This is a genomic window from Micromonospora sp. CA-111912, from assembly GCF_050948415.1.
Taxonomy (GTDB): domain Bacteria; phylum Actinomycetota; class Actinomycetes; order Mycobacteriales; family Micromonosporaceae; genus Micromonospora.
Map to the genome: position 1 here is coordinate 6,927,501 of NZ_CP192007.1, position 19,614 is coordinate 6,947,114.

A 19,614-nucleotide genomic window follows, 5' to 3' on the forward strand; every position below is an offset into this window, starting at 1 on the left:
TGGGCCTCGCTCGCGGTGCTGGAGAAGATCACCAAGCGTCGGGGGGGCCTCATCTGGGCCGTCGTCGCGACCATCGTCTTCCTCGTCACCCTGCCCTGGCAGATGCCCGGCTTCAGCACCGCCAACCAGCTCACGCTGGCCCTGCTGCACATCGCGGTCGCGGCCGTGCTGATTCCGGCGTTGCCACGAGCGGCCCGGCTCGGCTGACCGGATTGACCTCTACCGCTGTTGAGGTTGGAGACTGGGCACATGACGATCGGAGATGCCAAGGTCCAGGTGGACATGGTGTTGGACCTCATTTGCGTGCACTCGTACATCGGGTACGCCCGGCTGACCCGGGCCGCCGAGCGGTTTCGGGCCGGCGGGGGCGAGGTGGAGATCCGCTTCGCCCCCTTCGAGCTTGCGCCTGGCGCGCCCACCGAGGGGATGCCACTGATCGAGGCGCTCACCCAGAGTTTCGGCGAGAAGACGGTGCAGCAGTTGGGTTACCTCGTCACCGAGGCGGCGAAGGACGGTCTGGAACTCCACTACGACCGGGCCATCGCCACCGGGACGTTCGGGGCGCACCGGCTCATCGCCCAGGCCGCCCACCAGGGCCGGGGGGAGGCGATGGTGGAGCGGCTGTTCCGCGCGCACTTCACCGACGGGCTGAACATCGGGGACGCCGGGACGCTGGCCCGGCTGGCCGCCGAGGTCGGCGTCACCGCCGACGACTCCGGCACCGAGGAGGTTCGCGCCGCGCTGCGCTTCGTGCGGGAGGCCGGGATCACCAGTGTGCCGCTCTTCCGGATCGAGGGTGCCCCGCCGATGCTCGGCGAACAGCCGGAGGAGGCGATGTTCGCGGCGCTGACGGCCGCGAGTCGGACCGGATCGGTGATCCCGTCGAGCGAGCCGGACGCGGCCGGGGTACGCAACAGCCCTCTGCCCGACGTGCAGAACCATGTGCAGCGGTACCTGGCCACCGACGGGGCCGACGGTCACGACTACTACGGCTTCCCGACGCTGCTGCTGACCACGCGGGGGCGGCGCACGGGCCGGCAGATCCGCACGCCGCTCATCTACGGCCGGGACGGCGACCGGGTTGTCCTGATCGCCTCCAACGGCGCCTCGCCGAAGAACCCGAACTGGTACCAGAACCTCGTGACTGACTCGGAGGTCAGGGTTCAGGTGCGCGCGGACAAGTTCGTCGCGACGGGCCGGCTCGCCACCCCCGAGGAGCGACCGCGCCTGTGGGAGCTGATGGCAAAGATCTTCCCCAAGTACGACGAGTACGCCACCGAGACGACCCGGGACATTCCGGTGGTCGTCCTGGAGCCCCGCAGGGACTGACCTTGGCCCGGGGCGGGCCCGTGTCCAGTTGAACAGTTCGGCGGCCGAGACGCCCGGGCGATCCTCGACGTCACCGCCGGGCTGCTCGCCCAGGGGCCGGGCGGCGGGCCGCCGCCCGGCTCCGACGCCCCATCCGACGGCAGGGGACACCACGATGATTGACCACCGCCCCGATCAGCCCGAACTCACTGTCGGACAGCTCTCCTCCCGCAGCGGGGTGAGCGTCTCGGCCCTGCACTTCTACGAGCGCCAGGGCCTGATCAGCAGCCGACGCACCACCGGCAACCAGCGGCGCTACCCCCGCGACGCGCTGCGCCGGGTGGCGTTGGTCCGCATCGCCCAGCGCGTCGGTGTGCCGCTGGCGAAAGTCGCGGCGGTGCTGGCGCTGCTGCCCGACGGCCGCACCCCCACCCGGCAGGACTGGAAGCGGATGACCGAGTGCTGGCAGTCGGACCTCGATGCCCGGCTGCGCGAGCTGCAACAGCTCCGCGACGACTTCGCGGACTGCGTCGGTTGTGGGTGCATCTCGCTGGACCGCTGCCCGATGATCAATCCGATGGACCAGCTCGGGGCGGACGGGCCGGGCCCGCGATGCCTCATCGAACCGGTCGGCACCGGGCGGGACGACGTCACCGCCGGCTGACCGGCTCCTGCGGTCGAACATCGTCCCGGTGCGCCAGGACGTCGCCGGCGGGGCGTCCGCCAGGAGTCGTCCTGCGGGGCCAGGAAGCCGTGCCCCACCCCCTCGGGCAGTCCACCACGAGTCGCGCAGCGCGTCCCGTACGCAGCAGATGTTCGTTTCTCGCCTGCTCCGCCGCGTCCTGGTTGCTCTGGTGGGACCCCCGCCTCCGGGTCGAGCACCCGCCACGGATGGTCACAGATGCGGCAGCGGAAACCCCGGGGACCTCCGGCGGACAGCGGGGGCGGCGGCTGATCGGTACGGTCGATGTACCGACCTCTCCGCCGCCCCCGATCGAGAGAAGCCCGCCGTGTCGCACGTCGAAAAGATCACCGGTGAGCTGCGGGCACTGACCACCGGCGTCGAGCGTGCACAGGGGCTGGCCGCCGCCGCCCACAAGCAGGCGCAGGAGGTGGCCCTGCGTGCCGCCGCCGCCGGCTTCGCCGCCGTCGCGGCCGGCATGACCCGGGTACAGGCCGCGGTCTCGGAAATCCAGGGTGTCCTGAACGGGCTGGCCACATCCCTGGGCGAGGCGACGAAGACCACGGCGGCGGTCCCCCACCGGGCCACCCCGCAGGAGACCATCACCGGGCTCACCCCCGTGCGGAACGCCGTCGACGGTGTCCGCGACACCACAACCAGGACCATCGGCCAGCTCGGCGAGGCCCGGCAACTCGCCACCATGGTGCTCCAGGGCGGGCAACCCGGTCCGATGCTGTCGGCCCTGGAGAGCATCAGGCAGGTCCTGACACTGGTCGTCCAACGCACCGGCGTCACCCGCCAGTCCGTCGAGGCGGCCATCGCCGAGGCACGACAGCTCGGTTCCTCTGGGAACTGACCGGGGCGGCGGCCCGGCACCGGCCGACCCCGTCCCTCCCCACGTCGGGGCTCGACCTCAGCCGCCACTGCGAGCGGGTGCCTCACCCGGGCACGCGGGGACGCCGTGCCCCAATTGCCACGCTCCTAGTCCCTGGCCCGGGCCCTCTCCGCCGCTCACATACCCGGCAGGCGATACCCGAGGTGGATGATCCGCACATCGGAGTCCGCGAAGTCCGCCGGCTGCTGCTGCACCGACACCAGGCGAAGCCGGTCCGGCGAAGGAACGCCGTGCAGATTCCTGGGGCCTACGAGTCGCGGAGTCGTGACGAGGGTTTCGGTCGATCACTGATGGCGCTGGCCGCGTCGGCGGAGCGTGCGGGTGGGAGTACCCATTCTGCGCACCCTCCGTCGCAAGATGCTGACCCGCCGTCCACCGACCGCGCCACCCGCCAGCCTTCCCCGACGCCCCTGCCTGGCCGCCGTGCCTGCCGGCGGCCGGGTAGAAAATCTATGCCGAACCAACTAGACATTCCTGGTGGTGCGGGATAGTCTTACTCCCGTCGAAAGCAGAGGGTCACCAAAGACGCAGACGGACCGCCCGGCCGTGAGGTCACGACGGGCAGCGAGGAACGGGAGCGGTTTCCCCGCTTCTCACGAACGACGGCAGAAGCACGCCAGCCCTGACGCGATTGTGCGACGGGGCGCCGCAGGTGGGGCCAGGCAGTCTCAGGGCTCCAGCTGATGTTCGCCGCACCTGTACGGGGCCAGAAGTCGCGTGGGCTCCGACACCGGCGGACCGCACGTCAGTAAGGGAAAGAGGAAACAGAGGAAAGGGAGGGCCGCACACCGTTGGATCGCCCGCCGCCGGCCGTCAACCCAGGCCGGGCGGACACCGCAGTTTCCATCGATAGAGAGGTGGTCTCCGGTCACGCTTATGCGATCCTCGCACCCAAAGCCCTCACTTGCGGCTGGTGCGGATACGACGAGCCGACGGTCATGTCGGCAGATGGTGTTCTGACCCGTAACCCTGGGCCCCGGCGCGTGAGCGCCGGGGCCCTCGACGTGGAGGTGGCATGGGGCAGAACCCCGATGACATGTTCGGCGACGAGGACTACCCCGCCTACACCATTGGTCGGGCCGCAGAGATACTCGGCGCCTCGCAGGACTTCCTGCGCCGTTTGGACGAGGCGAAACTGATCGACCCGCACCGCTCCGCCGGCGGGCACCGCCGATACTCCAGATACCAGCTACGCCTGGCCGCCCGGGCCCGCGAGATGGTCGACCAGGGCACCGCCCTGGAGGCCGCCTGTCGGATCATCATCCTCGAAGACCAACTCGAGGAAGCCCTGCGGCAGAACGAGATGCGGAAACATCGTGGGACGAGGCAGCACGACTGACCGCCGCGCCCTCGCGTGAATTCGTCGGCGGGCCGCTGGTGCCGCAGGACAGGACAGCCGCCAGGCCCGGCGGTCCGGGCACCGCCATTCGAGCGGCCGGCCGTGCCCGAAAGCGGCTGGTCGGCGGCGCGTGTAGCGTCCGACCATGGGCAGCGGCGGGACGGACGACGCCGGTACGGGATCGGACGCCTCTCGTATCGGAGGCGAAGTGACGTTATTGTCGGAATCGGTGACCGCTGCAAGGGTGACCGGGTTGCGACACGCGGTCGCCGCGGCGGCTCACTCGGCAGGTCTGGTGGACCACGGGTTGGAGGACTTCGTCTTGGCGGTACACGAGTTGGTCACCAACGCGGTGCGCCACGGCGGGGGCAGCGGTGAGGTACGGCTGTCGCAGCGCCACGACATGCTCACCTGCGAAGTCAGCGATCACGGGCCCGGCCTGGATGACGTGGCCGTCGCCCTACCTGCGCCGGGGGAGGTAGGACACCGGGGCCTGTGGCTGGCCCAGCAGCTCACCGGGGGGCTGATGATCGTCACCGCCGGCCAGGGAACCAGCGCCTCGGTGACGGCGCGACTCCCCACCCGACCGACCGTAGGCGAGGAACGGTGACGATGCCCCCGGAGCAGACCTGGCACTGGCGCGTCGACGCCAGCGCCCGCCGCAGGGTCCTGACGCTGTTCGGTGAGATCGACATGTCGGGAGCCGATCGACTCGACGGTCTGCTGCACGAGACGATCTCCCAGGCCGGGGCGGTCGAGGTGGATCTGGAGCGGGTGACCTTCATCGACTCCATCGTGCTCAGCATTCTGGTCGGCGCGCACCACCACGCGGCCGACAGGGGCGTGGACCTCATCTTGGTCAACGCCGCCGGACAGGTCCGCCGGGTCCTCGACATGACCGGCATCATGCAGCTCCTCGGCAGTCCCGCCGGGCCGTCGCCGGTCGCGACCTGACCGTGTAACTCGCCGCAGCCGGAACGCATGCCGTCCGGCGTCAGGCGTGGAGGCCGGCCCAGCTCGGCACCCATACCTCAGCCGGGGTGGCCGGCCGTGATGCCACCAGGTGCCGGCGGTGCTCGATGATCCGGGCCGTGCTCGGCATGGTCGTGACCGGGAACGACCATGGGGTCCGCGGGCAGGTGGTCACTCTTGGCCCTGGTTGTGTGCGACGACGCCTACCCGGCTCGGAAGCGACGTGGTCTACTCGTCGCCCCGCAGCCATGGAGGCAGTCGTAGCCCGACGGGTACCGGATGCCACGCCGGCCACAGTTCCGACGCCGATGGCGACTGCCCCTCGTCGATCCTCGACAGATCGACCACACCCCCTTTGAAGTTGGCGCCGGTGAGGGAGATGCCGCCTCCGACGAACCGGGCACCGTCGAACGAGACGGTTCCGCCGGCGAACGTGGCACCGTCGAACGAGATCGGGCCGGTGATCGTGGCGTCGGCGAACGTGACGGCACCGGCACCGTCGAAGGTCGCGCCGCTGAAGTCCGCTCCGTCCAGGACCGCCCCGGAGAAGTTGAAGTCATGGCCGCGCCAGGTGCGGGGATCGTCGTCGGGCCGGTGAAGGTTGTCGCGAATGAGCCGGATGATGGTGAGCCGGACCGAGCGTTCCTGCCTCGGGTCACCGCCGGCGTCGGCCAGGTCGGTCGTGGCGTGTGCCTGCCCGCCCTGGTCCTGGGGGATAGCACCGACACGGTCGTCCTCCGGTCGAGAACGGTAGGGCTGCCGAAGGTAGGCACAGAGCACGTCTATGCAGCCCTGGCGGGCCTCGGGTGCGTCGTTGGCCAAGGCCGCGAAGGCGTAGACGCTCGCGATGCGGACAGCACTGTCGGGCGACCCCAGCAGTTCAGCCGACTTACAGAAGCGATCGAGCATGACCTTCGTGTCCTCGCGGTAGGCCTCTACTTCGCTCAGGCGCTGCCGCCGATAGCTCGCGGTCAGCGCCACCACCGCTCCGACGCCACCCACCACGGTCAGTACGATCTTCACCGCGTCGAGCGCCTCCTGCGCACTCCACGTCGTCGCCGTTGGCACCACCGGCGTCGGCAGCTGGCCGGGGGCGGCCCCGACAGCGGGCTGTCCAAGAACTCGCCACAGCAGCACGCCGACGACCCCCGCGACCGCTGTCGCCACCACGAGCAGCAGCACGACCTGCACGAGGAAGGGCATGGCGGGGGTACGAGGTCGCCTTCCGACCGCCATCGTGAACTTCCGGCGTCGGCCGCTGGCCAACAGCGCGGCGGCCAGCAGCACCAGGACCACCACCGGCCAGAATCGGCCGACCCACCGGGCAGCCGAGAACGCGACCTGACACCACCAGCCTGGTGCGAGGAGCACGACCGCGACGACGAGCAGCCCCACCGCCAGCATCTGCCGCAGGGGCGGCCTACGTGGGAAGCCCCGCACCGCCCGACTCACCTGTAACCGCTCGCTCACACTGACACTGTGACCGAGTCGCGCCAGCCCTCACGCGCCCACCGACGCCCGCCAGCGGAGGGCCGCTCGGCGTCGTACGACCGCATGGCGGACCCTGTGCGGACGGTGGCTTCTCACGTCGACACGGACAGCCAAGGTGGTCTCTCGGATCGTCGCGGGAAGGGAACCGGCTGGTTACTCGCCGGCCAGCACTGGACCGCGTCTCGGCCGGGCGAAGGTAGGTGGCGAGAGGTGTCCTGCTGGAGGCGTCTGCTGCGTTCTCAGACGTAGCCGATCGGGCAGCCGTGCCGCAGCGAGTGTTCGGCGGCCTGTCGAAAGACCGCGACGTAGAAGGTGACGGGGTCCTCGATGCTGGTGGTCAACGCGAGCCCGCCGCGTGGCAGGTCGACGGGCAGGCCGATTTCGGTGGCCATTGGTTCGACCGCGTCCCGAAGGCGGTACGAGCTGAGAACCCGGGTCTGCTTGTCGTACCCGTTGCCGACCGGCAGTGTGATCAGGCCGTCGAACGGCACGGGGACGAACAGGGCCGCGTTGAGCACGTCTTCGGCATCGTGGCGGGCGCACAGATCGACGAAGCCGTCCAACGCCGGCAAGATCTTCTCCTCGAAGCTCTCCTCGGGCGGCACCTCGCGTAGCGGCCCGGGGTAGGTGCCGAGGCCTCGCTTGGCGAGGGCGTGGTCGAGCAGTGAGCCGATGCCGGACGTGAGCTCGTCCTGGGCCCAACTGTCAGGCCCGAGGTCGACCAGGTAGATGCCCACGGGGCAACGGTACAACCTGGACCGTATGTGTCGTCCCACAGTTGTACCTGACCGGCGACGCACGGGGGCGATGCTGTCGGCGTACGCGTTCTCGTTGAGCTGCCGGGGTTGCCCCGGTTGCTCGCGGGCTTCCAATGGTGGAGGTCGGCCGTGGGCATCAGGTAGGTGGCGTTCGGAAGGTCGGCACCCACTGGCGCGGGTGTTCCAGCCGACGTGGCCGACGTGCAGGTCCCGTCTGCACTGATCAGGTGCCGACCAGGCCGGCGACCGGGCGATCGCAACCCGATCACAACCGGTCCACAGCCGCCGGTGCCTAGAAATGGGTCAGTCCCCGACGGGAAGTTCCCGGGACCGGTGCAAAGGAGAACGACATGTTGAAGACCACGAAGGCCCGCCGGATCGGGGCGATGCTGGGGGCCGCCGCTGCGGTGGCGGCGCTCAGCGCGGCGGCGGGTCCGGCGCCCGCCGTCGCCGGCGTCGACGCCGAGGTCGGTTCCGCGGGTGCTTACAAGATCGCTGACGTGACCGCGCTGGCACCGGGTTCGAGCACCTCCGGAGGGTGGAACAACACGCCCACCACCCGGTACTACAACGTGGACGTCCGGCCGGTCGCGACCACCGTTACCCAGAGTTGCCAGCTCGAGGTCACCCGGCAGTGGCGCAAGCAGAACTGGAACGCCGACAACACCCGCGAGCTCGAGATCTACTGGACGGTCAAGAACGTCGGTTCCTACACCTGCGACGGCGACGTCTACCTCTCCTGGGTCAGCAACTGACCGAGCACGCCCGACCGGGCCCCGGCCAGCCGCCGGGGCCCGGCCCGTCAGCCACTGGGCACGGGTTGCCGCCCGGTGGGCACCAGCTCGCGGAGGCGGGCCGGCAGTTCCTCCAGCCGGTACGACTCGCCACGCGCCCAGGCGGCGTAGAAGGCCCGCTCGGTCAGCGCCAGACGGACCCGGTCGAGGGTGGCCGCGTGTGCGGCGTGTTCCTGCGCCGGCACCGGCGCCCCGATCGCGGCACGGATGGCGCTGGCCGCGCCGAGCAACTCGACCGCCGCCGGATGCCGGTTGTCGGCGGCGAGGACGGCGGCGAGCGCCTCCAGCAGGCTGGCGCCGCGCCACCGGTCACCGACCGCACAGTGCAACTCCAGGCTGCCCCGGAGCAGTTCGGCCGCCCGCCACCGGTCGCCGTCGCGGGCCTCGACCAGCCCGACGATGTTCAGTGCCCAGGCGATGCCTTCCTGAAAGTCGAACTCCCGGAACCGGCACAACGCGTCCTCGGCCAGCCAGCGGGCGCGGGCGTCCTGCCCCCGGTGGTACGCCACGGCGGCAAGGTGGACCCGGGCGGACGCGATCCCCTCGGGATCAGCGAGCTGGTGGAACTCCGCCAGGGCCGCCTCGACGAGGGGTTCGGCCCGGTCCAGCTCGGCGCCGAGCCAGGCCGTGAAGCCGGTCATCAGCAACGTGTCCGCGATCCCACGCCGGTTGTCGACGAGCCGGTGGACGGCCAGCGCCTCGGCGTACCGGGCCAGCGAGCGGTCCAGCCGGCCCTGTTCCCGGTCGACCGAGCCGAGCAGGCTCAGCGCCCGGGCGGACCCGCTGTCGTCGGCGAGCTGCCGGTGCACCTCCAGCGCCCGCTCACCGTGCCCGGTGGCGGCGACGTAGTCGCATTCGAAGAGGGCCAGGTACGCCGCGGAGAGGCAGGCCCTGGCCAGCTCGGGCGCGGGCGCGTCGTCGGTGCCGGTGAGCGCGTCGGCGAGCCACCGCCGGCCCTCCCGGTACCGGCCGCGCAGATGGCAGTACCGCCCCAGGCCGGCGGCGAGCCGGAGCTGTTCGGAGCGGGAGCCGTGCCGCCGGTGCCACTGCTGCGCGGCGACCAGGTTGTCGTGCTCCACCGCGAGCCGGTCCAGCAGCGCCTCCAGTTCCGGGCCGTGCAGTTGCCGGTCGACCTCCTCGGCCAGCCGCCGGTAGTGCATGGCGTGGCACCGGTACGCCTCGGCGGACTCCACGGCGGATTCGGCGAGCCGCTCGGTGGCGTAGTGCCGGATCGTCTCCAGCAGCCGGTAGCGGGCCCGGTCCCGGCGGCGGTCGGTCACCACCAGCGACCTGGCGACCAGGTCACCGAGCACGTCGATGGCCTCCTCGGCCGGACCGGGCGCCACCGCCTCGACCGCGTCGAGGGTTCCGCCGCCCCGGAACACCGCGAGCCGGCGGAACCACCGCTGCCGGGCCGGGCTGAGCAGGTGGTAGCTCCAGGCCATGGCGGCGTCGAGGGCGGACGGCCGGCCGGCACCACCCGGGCCGGTGCGGAGCAGCCCGGGTTCACGCAGCCGGTCGGCGATCTCCGGGAGGGTGAGCACCGACGTACGGGTGGCGGCCAGCTCGATCGCCAGTGGCAGCCCGTCGAGCCCGGCGCAGATCGCCACCAGCGCTTCGGCGTCGGCGTCCCGCAGGTCGCGTACGACCGGCACGGCCGCCCGGTCGAGAAAGAGCCGGACCGCGTCGTAGCGGCGGGCCTCGGCGAGGCCGCCGGTGAACGGGCCGGTCGGTACCGCCAGCGGAGCCACCGGGAACGCCCGCTCCCCCGGCAGGCCGAGGGTCTCCCGGCTGGTCGCCAGCACCCGCAGCTGCGGGCAGCGGCTCAGCAGGGTGCCGGCCAGCGCCGCGCAGGCGGTGGCGAGGTGTTCACAGTTGTCGAGCACCAGCAGCAGCCGGGCCCGGCGCAGCTGCCGCGCCATCGCGTCGACGGGCGACGGATCGCCCTGGTCCGGCAGGCCGAGCGCGGTGCCCACGGTGCCCGCCAGCCGGTCCGGGTCGACGAGCCCGGCGAGTTCCACGAACCGGACCACCGGGTCGTCCCCGGCGCCGAGTTCCGCGGCGACCGCTAGGGCCAACCGGGTCTTGCCGCACCCCCCGATACCGGTGAGGGTGACCAACCGGTGGTCGGCGAGGAGCGCGCCGATCTCGGCCACCTCGGCACGGCGGCCGATCAGTCGGGTCAGTGGTGCCGGCAGCGGTGGGTCGGCGACGGTCGGCCAGCCGGATGGGCCGGCTTCCTCCGGTGCCGGATCCGCCGCCGCCCGGCCCGCGTCGCCGCCAGCCGGTCGGTCGAGGGCCGGTCGGTCGAGGGCCGGTCGGTCGGGGGCCGGCCCGACGGGCGCGACGATCTCCCCGGCCAGGACGGCAGCCTCCACCTCCCGTAGCCGCCGGCCCGGCTCGATGCCGAGCTGCGCCACCAGGACACCCCGGGCCCGCCGGTACGCGGCCAGTGCGTCGGCCCGTCGACCGGCCAGGTGCAGCGCGGTCATCAACAGTTCCCAGAGCCGTTCCCGCAGGGGTTCCCGGGCGACCAGGGTCTCCAGCTCGGCGGCGACCTGGGCGTGCTCGCCGAGCGCCAACTCGGCGGCGCAGAGATCCTCCACGGCGTTCCACCGGGCCTCGTGCAGGGTGGCCGCCTCGGCCCGGGCCCACTCGCCGATCGGGCAGTCGGCCAGGACGTCGCCCCGCCACAACCGCAGGCCGGCCCGGAGCAGCTCGGCCGCCTCGGCAATCGCACCGGAGCGCAGGGCCCGGTTGCCCCGTCGGGCCAGTGCCTCGAAGCGCCGCGCGTCGGTCTCGCCAGCGGCCAGGGCGTACCCGGGTGGTCGGGTGGTGATCAGCTCGGGCAGGCCTGCGGCGGTCAGCGCCCGGCGCAGATGGGCCAGGTGGGCGTGCAGCGTCTTGGTCGCCGAGGCGGGCGGTTCCTCGCCCCAGATACCGTCGATCAACTGGGCCCGGGAGACGACGTCCGGGGCGCGCAGGGCCAGCAGCCCGAGCAGGGTCCGTTGCCGGGGCCCACCCAGCCCGGCCCGGCCCCCGGCACCCGTGGTCACCTCCAGTGGCCCGAGCAACCGGACCTCTGCCACCACCGTCGGCCCAACCTCTGCGGCCATCGCGCCCCCCCTCCCCCGGGGAGGAGGAGAGCACGACGGGGCTCCGCAGGCAAAGCGGCCGTCCGAAATCCGTCCGACGTCGACTGCGGCACCGGGCAGTCAGCCGAGGGCTGATTTACCGGTCAGCGGACGACCTCGCAGCCGGAGGCGGTGCCGCCACCCGGACCGAGCTCGCAGACGTCCCGCCCGACCGGGCCGAGCACGAGGGGCGACTGATCGCCGAAGACAGTGTCGGCCCCGGCCTCACCGAGGATGAGGTCGTCCCCGCCGCCGCCGACGAGCGTGTCGTCCCCCGCCCCACCGGCCAGGACGTCCGACCCGCCGGTGCCGACGAGCAGGTCGGCACCGCCGCCGCCGACGATCTTCTCGACGTCGGCGCGGATGGTGTCACCCTCCAGCGCCGCACCGTCGTCCCCGGCCACGCCGTCCGCGTCGGCGCTGACCGACGTCGCGTGGTCGGCGTAGGTGACGGTGTCGGTGCCGGTGCCGCCGGACATCAGGTCGGCCCCCGCTCCGCCGAGCAGGATGTCGGCGTTGCCGAGACCGTAGAGCCGGTCGTCGCCACTACCACCGTCGATGGTGTCGCCGGCTTCGCTGCCGTACACGACGTCGTCGCCGTCCATCCCGTAGACCGCCGTGCCGCGCACCCCCCGCAGCTCGACCAGGTCGTCACCGGCCCCCACATTGATCTTGGCGAGCATCACGGCGGCCGTGACGCGCACCTCGTCGGCCAGATCCCCGGTCCAGACCGCGACGGTCACCGCCCCGGTCACCTGGCAGGTCACCCGGTTGCTGGTGACCGACACGCAGCCGACGCCCGGCACCACCGGCGACCCGGTGTCGGTGACCGCGACACCGCCGGCAACCGATTCCACCGTCACGTCGTTGGCGACACCCGCCGGGGCGACGTAGGACACCGTCGATCCGCTCACCTGCACCGTGCCGCCCGAGGCGTGGGCCGGGGCGGCGGCCCAGAGCAGGTGCGCCACCCCCACCGTCAGTGACATGCCGGCACCGAGCGCGGTCCTGCGCAGCTTCTCGGACAATTCAGCCTCCAGCTTTCTCCCCCGGCGATCCGCCGCCGGTGCCGCGGAGTGAACCAGCCGGCGGTTGTGATCCGGTTGCGGCCCGCGGCCGGTCCGACGGCAGCGATGCCGCACCAAGGACACCTTCCACATATCAGGAAGTTGCTACTAACATGTGGGACATGGATGCCGCTGTCTACACCCACGGACACCACGAGTCGGTGCTGCGCTCACACCGCTGGCGCACCGCCGCCAACTCGGCCGGCCATCTCCTGCCGGTCCTGCGGCCCGGGCTGACCGTGCTGGATGTCGGCTGCGGGCCGGGCACCATCACCGCCGACCTGGCGGCCCTGGTGGCCGCCCCGGACGGGACCGGGCGGGTCACCGCCGTCGAGATCACCACCGGGGCACTGAAACTGGCCCGGGCCGAGATCGGGGCCCGACGGCAGGGGAACGTCGACTTCACCGTCGGCGACGTGCACGCGCTCCCCTTCCCGGACGACTCCTTCGACATCGTGCACGCCCACCAGGTGCTGCAGCACGTCGGTGATCCGGTCGGGGCGCTGCGCGAGCTGCGCCGGGTCTGCCGGCCGGGCGGGCACATCGCGGTACGTGACAGCGACTACGCGGCGTTCACCTGGTATCCCCGGCGACCCGAACTCGACGAGTGGCTGGCGCTCTACCAACGGCTGGCCCGGGCCAACGGTGGCGAGCCGGACGCCGGGCGCCGGCTGCTCTCCTGGGCACACGCCGCCGGGCTGACCGACGTCACGGCGACGTCGAGCACGTGGTGTTTCGCGACCCCGCAGGACCGGGCCTGGTGGGGTGGCCTGTGGGCGGAACGGGTGGTCGACTCGACGCTGGGGCACCAGGCCCTCGCCACGGGAATCACCCCGGAAGCGTTGGCACGGATCGCGGCCGGCTGGCGGGCCTGGGCCGCCGAGCCGGACGGCTGGCTCTCGATCCTGCACGGCGAGTTGCTGGCCCGGCCCTGAGCGCCGCCCACCGGCCGGAGGCCCTGCGGTGAGCCGGACCGTTCAGGAGCGGCGGAACAGCACGCTCGGCACGCCCTCGATCATCTCCTTGGCGAACCGGGCCGGGGTCATCGGGCCACCGATGTCGCCGGCCAGCGCGGCCACGTCCACGACCTGCTCGACTGGCCGGGCGGTCCCGGCGCGGGTGATCCGGCGCCACCGCACCGGGACACCACGTCCCTTCTTCAGCTTGCCCGCGTCGTCGCGCAGCAGCTTGCGCCAGCCGGTCGGGGCGTGCGGGTCGTGGTCGACGCCGAAGTGCAGGGTCTCCGGTCGCAGGTGCAGGTGCAGCGTGCTGACGTCCCCCACGAACAGGCAGAGCAGCACGTTCTCGCTCAACCGCCGGGCGGGCAACGCGGTCATCGGGGTCAGCCCGGTCAGATCGCCGTTCTCCGGCACCGGCACGTCGTACCCGTCGATCAGCATGCCGGGAAAGCCGGAGACCAGTGCGGAGCGGACCAGGAAGCCGCTGACCACCGGATAGCGCTGAGCGCCCAGGTCGGCGAGGTGTTTCCGGTCGTAGGCGACGTCCCCCTCGGTGACCCGGCCGAGGCTGAGCGCGCCGTCGAACAGGCACCTGATCCACCACGGGTCGAGGTGGAAGAAGCGCAGCGACTCCGCCGGCAGCATCCGCTCATCGGGTACCAGGTAGTTGAACGGCACGTCGGTGAGGCGGTTGAGGTCGGCGAGCCAGGTGCCGACGACCTCGGGCGGGGTCGGGTCGGCGGCACCGATGGCGCTCAGCACGGGTACCGGGGTGACCTGCCCGTCGGCGTGGTGCGCCCGCCGCCGGGCCTGCCGCCAGTTCCCGTACGCGGTCGAGAACCGCTTGCTGCGAAGCGCGAGCAGCCGTCCGAGCTGCCACGCCGAGGCGTACGAAACGTCGATCATGCCGTTGTCCGGGTCGACCCGCAGCAGCGCGTCGGCGGCCCGGACCGGCAGCAGGTCGGTCGGGCCGGGGCCGGCGGAGCGTTGCGGGCTGAGCGGCCCGTGGTACCAGGAGACGGTCCGCTCGGCCTGGCGCAGGCGGTGCGGGAGCGGGACGAATCCCCGCGCGAGGTACGGGTCGACGGAGGGCCGCCCACGGGCGGGCAGGCTCACCGTGGCCGGGGTGCGGTCCAGCGACTCGGCGATGCCGGCGAAGCCGGGGCCGTCCTGGACGCAGGCGAACCGCCAGCTCTTCAACGAGATCAGGTGGACCACATCACCGGTGCCGGCGTCAAACGCGCCGTCCCGGTAACGGCCGGCCACCGACACGAGATGCGCGGTGCTGGTCCGCCCCGCCCTCGGCAACCGGGCGCTCAGCACCGCCGCCAACTCGGCGCCGTCGGCACGGCCGGCCACCATCTTCTGCCGCACATGGGTGAGCAGGGACAGTTCGGCGGCGGTCGGGATCAGTTCCGCCAGCCGGTCGCGCGGCACGCCGAGCACCACCGCACGGTCGTCGTCGCGCTGCCCGACCATTGGCGGTTCGTCGCCGAACCCGGGCAGCGCGGCGATCTCGGCCAGGGTGAGCACCCTCGTGTCGACCTGGTCGTCCTCGTCGAAAAGCAGCAGCGCCAGCCAGGGCAGGTCGGAGGTGTCGTCGCCGCCGGTCTGCTCCCAGGGCAGCGTGCCCCGGCCCAGCAGCACGTGCGGCAGCACGTTCGCGTGGTCGCCCAGGCTCCCCTCCGGCGGGAAGACCGACACCACGTCCTCCGGGGCCAGGGCCCGGTGGTCGCCCGCGACGACAAACCGTCTGCTGACGGCCCGCACCCCTCTGGCCTGGCCACGGATGGTCAGGTCCTGCCGGACCGTCACGGTGTAGGTGCCGTCGCGCAGTTGCGGCGCGGGCCGGTGGGTGGAGACGAAGCGGGTCTCGTTGGTCATGCCGTTTCCCTTCACTGCCCGATCAGTTTGCCGACCAGCGGCGCGACGAGGAACGCAGCGGCGGTACGGCCGCCGACCGTGATCTGCTCGTCGACGCCGAGATCGGCAAGCAGGGTGTCGCGTCCGGTGCTGCCGAGTGCGCGGTCGACGGCGTCCCGGCCCTGTTCCGTGGCGGGGCGGAAGACCTTCTCGTCCACCAGGTCGAAGGCCTGGTCGATCTGTTCCATGCTGTATCCGGCCTGGCTGTCCGGGATGCTCTGCGGCGGGTCCACGGCGGGTAGCACCGGGGCGATCGGCGTGATCGCGAAGCCGGCGAGGCTGTCCGCGATCAGCGGGTCGGGGTCGGCCCGGGTGGTGACCGACTCCCCCCACAGCGCGCGGGGAACCCGCTTGGGCACGGGCTCGAAGGCGAACAGGTTCGTCACGTCGGTGCTGCCGTCCCGGGTGATGGTGACGGCGTGGGTCGATCCGAACTGGGTCGCGGGCACGTCCATCGGCGCGATTCCGAAGGTGGCGGCCGGTACGGCGCCGTCGATCCGACCGGCCCCCACGTCGTACGTCTTGGCCGGCACCACGGAATCGGTGACCAGGGTGAACTTGCGCGGGCTGAGCACCCAGTCGACGCCTCCGTCCCCGGCGCGGACCAACCCGTCCCGCACCGCGAGGGTGCAGATCGGCTGCTCGGCGGAGTCGGCGGGCAGGAACGCGGCCTGGAACGCCGGCCAGTCGATCGGCGCCGGGCGTTGGTCGGTGCCGGCGCCGAACGAGACCTCGAAGCTGATGATGGACAGGTGCACCCGGGCCCGGCCGGAGAACTCCGGCCCCCAGATGGAGAGGTCGGCGCCGACGTCGACGGAGAGGGTGTGGGTGCCGAAGAAGTGGTACGTGTACCGCACCCCGATGCCGACGTACAGGCTCGCCTCGTAGTGGTACGGCTGCCAGCCGATCAGGAAGTCGACCCCGGCGGTGAACCACGCGCTGAGGTTGCCGCTGTTCCAGGTGGCCGCCAGGTGCCCGCCGGCCATCAGCACCGACGGGGTGAGCGCGAAGTAGGCGTCCCCCTTGACCGACACCTCACTGTCGATCTGCCAGTTGAAGCCCAGCCGGGGCACCACCGGATAGTGGGCCGGTGGGACGAAGCCGGGGCGGTAGCCGCCGACGGTCACCACGAAGTCGCCGCCGTGCGTGCCGCTGAACCAGCTGTAGAAGGCGAAGCCGCCGCTGAGATGGCAGTCGCGGGAGAACAGGTACGAGGCCGAGGTGAGCTGTGCGGCCACCCCGAGAAAGCCCTCGTCCGGGATGAAGCTGGCCTTGACCGCCATCTGGATCTCGGCGATCGGCGGCACGTCCGGCGCGGCCGGCACCTTCATGGTCGACAGGCCGAGAATGTCGATCTCAAAGCGCTGACCGAACATGAGGGTCAGCAGCGCGAACGAGTCGATCTGCTTGAACGAGGTGAACCTGATCCCGACCGCGAGGAACTGGTCGCCCTCGGACGGGGTGAGGTACGGACGCAGGGTGCTCAACTCGGTCATCGGGTCCGCAGCCGGCGCGGAGCTGTCCGACATCACCTTGCTGACCAGCGGGAACTGGGCGATCTGGTCGATCGCCGGGACGCGTAGCCGGCGGTTGTAGCCGAACCCGGCGGCGATTCCGGTGACGTAGAAGAAGGCCGGGCCGCCGATCGGGTAGTCCAGGAAGGCGTACACGAACAGCGAGGGGTATCCGCCGACGTAGGCGTACGCGCCGAGCGCGGAGACGGTCAGCTCGCGAATGGTCAGCAGGGCCGAGCCCTCGTACTCGTCGTACGGCTGGCCGTCGGCGCCGGTGAGCGGAACGCGGAGCAGGCCGGCGCTGACCGCGAGCGGGCCGTTGCGGTAGTCCAGCCCGAGCCCGTGCAGGTCGAACTCGGGCGCGAAGTCGTTCAGCGGCGAGCCGACCGCCAACCCGTCCAGGGCGAAGGTCAGGCCGCCCAGGGAGATGCTCGCGTCGAGCAGGAACCAGAGCTTCTGGCGTTCGTACTGGAAACCCACCCGGTTGAGGTGCAGCGGCCCGAAGGTGCGCTGCAGGGTGAGCCACTGCGTGTTGCCGGTGGTGACCACGGGCTGGCCGCCGACCGGGGCGGGCGGGGCGGCCGGCGGGTTGCCGCCCGCCGCCGGTGACACCGGCAAAGCGAGTGGGTACGGGTCGCCGCCGAGGTTGAGCTTCGCGCCGACGGTGATCCCGGCGGGCAGGGCCGACCCGTCGCCGGCGGGGCCGGGCAGCCGGGTGATCCCGGCCGGCAGCAGGGCGTTGACCGCCGCCACGTCGGCGGCGGTGAACGCCGTGACGGCGACGATGATCTGAAGGTCGTCCACTCCGGCCCGTTGGCCGTCGGGCAGTTCGCGGCCGACCAGCGGCAGTTGCGCAAGGTCGAGCGACGCGCCGAGGTCCAGGCCGAACAGCACCCTGCCCGGCCGCGCGGGGCTGCCGTCGGTCGCCGGGCGGGCCTGGTCCAGAAAGACGAACGCGTCCTTCAGCTCGATCTCCAGGCTGTCCGGTATCAGCGGGGCGAGTGCCGGACAGGCGTCGAGGACCGGCGCGAGCAGGGTGGCGATCTTCTGGGCGGTCCGTTTCGGCTGTGCGCTGTACGCGGCCAGCAGGGACAGCGCGCCCTGGGTACGGGCGAAGTCGACTTCGAAGTGCAGATCCCCGATCACCACCGTGGCCCGGGACCGGATCTCCGACGGGCCGCCGTCCCGGGCGGTCACGTCGATGATCAGGGTCAGGTCGAGGTTGCCGGTGTCGCTGACCGGGAACCGGGTGTGACAGGTGAAGGTGAAGGTGCCCCGGGTGTCGAAGCGGATCAGCAGCTCGTCGATCAGTAGATCCCGCACGGCGGCGGGCAGGGTGAAGGCGTCGAAAGTGGTGCCCAGATCGGTGTGCAGGTCCGACACCCGAAGCTGCTGCCCCGGCCCGGTGGTGCCGGTGAAGACCCAGACGCCACCGCTGTCCGGCCGGCTCGCCTCGATCAGCAGTTGCGCGCCGCCGAGCGTGAGGCCGGCCCTGATCGACCCGGTGTACCCGCTGGCGTCCTTGGCGATGGTGGCGCTGAGCTGCTGGAAGGCGACCGGCCCGAGGACGAACTCGTCGTCCTCCACGGTCAGCTCCAGCTCGTACGAGCCCTCCTGCGGGTACGCGGTGAGGCCGAGTTCGGTGACCACCACGTCCGGGAAACCTTCGACGGTGCCGAAGAAGTGCTCGAACAGCCGCTTGAGCTCGATCGTCTCGCCGTCGCCGAGGTGCCCGCCGAACTGGAATCCGGGTAGCTGGGCGGTCAGGTCGAACCGGACCCCGGCCAGCACGAGGTGACCGGCGACCGCGATGTGTCGCAGGGCCCCGGCGTGCGGGTCGAAGCCGATCCGGACCCCGTCGATGCCGATCTCGCCGAGGCCCACGGCGGCCAGGCCGGTGCGAACCGAGTCTTGCAGGCTCTGCCCGCCGATCAGCCCGGCGAGGTCGGCCAGGCTCGGCAGGACGCCGTCGGCCGGGACGATGTCGAGTTCCCACGGGCCGCCGGAGCCGAAGCCCAGGGTGACCGTGAACTCGCGACCGATGAGCAGGGTGGCGTGCAGCGATGCGCCGAACCCGACCTGGGAGAAGCTGTTCGGAACGGCGGTGTGGGTGGCGTTCAGGGTCACCCCGATGGACCGCAGCACGAACCGGCCGGTGACCACCGGCCAGTCGACGGTGCTGTCCAGGGTCAGCACGAGCGAGGTCAGCGGTGCCTCGCCGAGCCGGGTGAGCAGTTCGAGGTCGTTGATCGTGAGGCCGGTGGCGAACGGGGTGCCCGGTGGCAGGCCGGTGGTGCCGGCCGCCCCGCTGACCAGGGTGAGCAGGTCGGCGAGGTCCTGCGGCGGGTGGTCGCCGGCTCGGAGCGTGCTGGCGAGCACGCCGTCCGGGGTGAGCGCACCGGTGACCGGCAGCGCCAGCGCGCCGACCCGCAGGGTGGCGTCGACGGTGACGCCGACCTGGGCCGGGCGGCCGGCGGCGGCCCGGGTGACGGTCAGCACGAACGTGCCGGCGTGGAAGGCGTCGACGGCGAACGCACTGACCGGCCAGGCGGTTCCGACCTGGCCGGTGACGGTCAGGCGCTGCGGCCAGGCCGTGTCCGCCAGGTCGAACCCTGGCCCGGCGAGCACGGCCCGCCCGCCGGGCAGGCCGGCCAGGAAGCCGGCCAGCGTCGGATCGCCCAGCAGGTCCGGCGCGAGGGCCAGCTTGCCCTGGTCGACCTGGGATTCCAGCCGGGTCTTCAGCTCGGCCAGCGAAAGGCTGGTGATGTCCATCTGTAG

The 19,614-nt window shown here is 71.9% G+C and carries 15 protein-coding genes and 1 pseudogene (1 of these 16 cut by a window edge); 10 read left to right on the forward strand and 6 right to left on the reverse strand.

Annotation, left to right across the window (positions count from 1 at the left end):
• From ACQPZO_RS29615 to ACQPZO_RS29650, 8 genes and pseudogenes are all read left to right on the forward strand, one after another.
• Window positions 1–207, forward strand: partial view of a DUF6069 family protein gene (locus ACQPZO_RS29615; protein ID WP_433345392.1) — the final stretch only. Its footprint begins 249 nt before the window's first position; only the last 207 of its 456 coding nucleotides appear in the window; its start codon lies off the left edge, out of view; it ends in the stop codon at window positions 205–207.
• A 75-nt stretch (window positions 208–282) separates the two neighbouring features.
• Window positions 283–777, forward strand: a pseudogene (locus ACQPZO_RS29620) (DsbA family oxidoreductase); the annotation flags it as partial.
• Window positions 778–876: 99 nt separating this feature from the next.
• The gene (locus ACQPZO_RS29625) at window positions 877–1,329 is read left to right on the forward strand and encodes a nitroreductase family deazaflavin-dependent oxidoreductase (RefSeq protein ID WP_433351342.1); all 453 of its coding nucleotides are present in this window, start codon (window positions 877–879) and stop codon (window positions 1,327–1,329) included.
• A gap of 154 nt (window positions 1,330–1,483) precedes the next feature.
• Window positions 1,484–1,972, forward strand: coding sequence for a redox-sensitive transcriptional activator SoxR (soxR, locus tag ACQPZO_RS29630; RefSeq protein ID WP_433345394.1), 489 nt, complete (start codon window positions 1,484–1,486; stop codon window positions 1,970–1,972).
• Between the two features lie 346 nt (window positions 1,973–2,318).
• On the forward strand, window positions 2,319–2,846 hold the full coding sequence (locus tag ACQPZO_RS29635) for a DUF6244 family protein (RefSeq protein ID WP_433345396.1): 528 nt from the start codon (window positions 2,319–2,321) through the stop codon (window positions 2,844–2,846).
• A 1,054-nt stretch (window positions 2,847–3,900) separates the two neighbouring features.
• A complete protein-coding gene (locus tag ACQPZO_RS29640; protein ID WP_433345398.1) occupies window positions 3,901–4,224 on the forward strand; it encodes a MerR family transcriptional regulator in 324 nt (107 codons plus the stop codon).
• 229 nt (window positions 4,225–4,453) lie between these two features.
• Window positions 4,454–4,834 (forward strand): ATP-binding protein, encoded by a 381-nt coding sequence (locus ACQPZO_RS29645; protein WP_433345400.1) that lies wholly within the window; start codon window positions 4,454–4,456, stop codon window positions 4,832–4,834.
• 2 nt (window positions 4,835–4,836) lie between these two features.
• Window positions 4,837–5,178 carry an STAS domain-containing protein gene (locus tag ACQPZO_RS29650; RefSeq protein WP_433351344.1) on the forward strand — a complete coding sequence of 114 codons (342 nt, stop codon included), beginning with the start codon at window positions 4,837–4,839 and terminating at the stop codon, window positions 5,176–5,178.
• 246 nt (window positions 5,179–5,424) lie between these two features.
• On the opposite strand, the gene ACQPZO_RS29655 is transcribed toward ACQPZO_RS29650, so the two are convergent.
• Window positions 5,425–6,591, reverse strand: a complete 1,167-nt coding sequence (locus ACQPZO_RS29655; RefSeq protein WP_433345401.1) for a pentapeptide repeat-containing protein — start codon at window positions 6,589–6,591, stop codon at window positions 5,425–5,427.
• A gap of 335 nt (window positions 6,592–6,926) precedes the next feature.
• The gene (locus ACQPZO_RS29660; RefSeq protein WP_433345403.1) at window positions 6,927–7,424 is read right to left on the reverse strand and encodes a hypothetical protein; all 498 of its coding nucleotides are present in this window, start codon (window positions 7,422–7,424) and stop codon (window positions 6,927–6,929) included.
• 371 nt (window positions 7,425–7,795) lie between these two features.
• Between ACQPZO_RS29660 and ACQPZO_RS29665 the strand changes: the two genes are divergently transcribed.
• On the forward strand, window positions 7,796–8,200 hold the full coding sequence (locus ACQPZO_RS29665; protein WP_396672025.1) for a hypothetical protein: 405 nt from the start codon (window positions 7,796–7,798) through the stop codon (window positions 8,198–8,200).
• Between the two features lie 47 nt (window positions 8,201–8,247).
• Here the strand turns inward: ACQPZO_RS29665 and ACQPZO_RS29670 are convergent, their stop codons facing one another.
• Complete coding sequence (locus tag ACQPZO_RS29670) at window positions 8,248–11,355, reverse strand: AfsR/SARP family transcriptional regulator (protein ID WP_433345405.1); 3,108 nt, start codon at window positions 11,353–11,355, stop codon at window positions 8,248–8,250.
• A gap of 122 nt (window positions 11,356–11,477) precedes the next feature.
• Window positions 11,478–12,362: a calcium-binding protein gene (locus ACQPZO_RS29675; protein ID WP_433345408.1), complete on the reverse strand. Its 885-nt coding sequence runs from the start codon at window positions 12,360–12,362 to the stop codon at window positions 11,478–11,480.
• A 200-nt stretch (window positions 12,363–12,562) separates the two neighbouring features.
• Between ACQPZO_RS29675 and ACQPZO_RS29680 the strand changes: the two genes are divergently transcribed.
• Window positions 12,563–13,375, forward strand: coding sequence for a class I SAM-dependent methyltransferase (locus ACQPZO_RS29680; RefSeq protein WP_433345410.1), 813 nt, complete (start codon window positions 12,563–12,565; stop codon window positions 13,373–13,375).
• 42 nt (window positions 13,376–13,417) lie between these two features.
• Here ACQPZO_RS29680 and ACQPZO_RS29685 read toward each other — a convergent pair whose 3' ends face one another.
• Window positions 13,418–15,283, reverse strand: coding sequence for a hypothetical protein (locus tag ACQPZO_RS29685; protein ID WP_433345412.1), 1,866 nt, complete (start codon window positions 15,281–15,283; stop codon window positions 13,418–13,420).
• A gap of 11 nt (window positions 15,284–15,294) precedes the next feature.
• On the reverse strand, window positions 15,295–19,608 hold the full coding sequence (locus ACQPZO_RS29690) for a DUF6603 domain-containing protein (RefSeq protein WP_433345414.1): 4,314 nt from the start codon (window positions 19,606–19,608) through the stop codon (window positions 15,295–15,297).
• Between the last annotated feature and the right edge of the window lie 6 nt (window positions 19,609–19,614).

What these genes read in the sequence shown, in the direction of transcription:
- ACQPZO_RS29685 (WP_433345412.1), bottom strand. Translation starts at nt 15,283, where the DNA reads ATGACCAACGAGACCCGCTTCGTCTCCACCCACCGGCCCGCGCCGCAA.
- ACQPZO_RS29640 (WP_433345398.1), top strand. Translation starts at nt 3,901, where the DNA reads ATGGGGCAGAACCCCGATGACATGTTCGGCGACGAGGACTACCCCGCC.
- soxR (WP_433345394.1), top strand. Translation starts at nt 1,484, where the DNA reads ATGATTGACCACCGCCCCGATCAGCCCGAACTCACTGTCGGACAGCTC.
- ACQPZO_RS29665 (WP_396672025.1), top strand. Translation starts at nt 7,796, where the DNA reads ATGTTGAAGACCACGAAGGCCCGCCGGATCGGGGCGATGCTGGGGGCC.
- ACQPZO_RS29690 (WP_433345414.1), bottom strand. Translation starts at nt 19,608, where the DNA reads ATGGACATCACCAGCCTTTCGCTGGCCGAGCTGAAGACCCGGCTGGAA.
- ACQPZO_RS29670 (WP_433345405.1), bottom strand. Translation starts at nt 11,355, where the DNA reads ATGGCCGCAGAGGTTGGGCCGACGGTGGTGGCAGAGGTCCGGTTGCTC.
- ACQPZO_RS29675 (WP_433345408.1), bottom strand. Translation starts at nt 12,362, where the DNA reads ATGTCACTGACGGTGGGGGTGGCGCACCTGCTCTGGGCCGCCGCCCCG.
- ACQPZO_RS29680 (WP_433345410.1), top strand. Translation starts at nt 12,563, where the DNA reads ATGGATGCCGCTGTCTACACCCACGGACACCACGAGTCGGTGCTGCGC.
- ACQPZO_RS29650 (WP_433351344.1), top strand. Translation starts at nt 4,837, where the DNA reads ATGCCCCCGGAGCAGACCTGGCACTGGCGCGTCGACGCCAGCGCCCGC.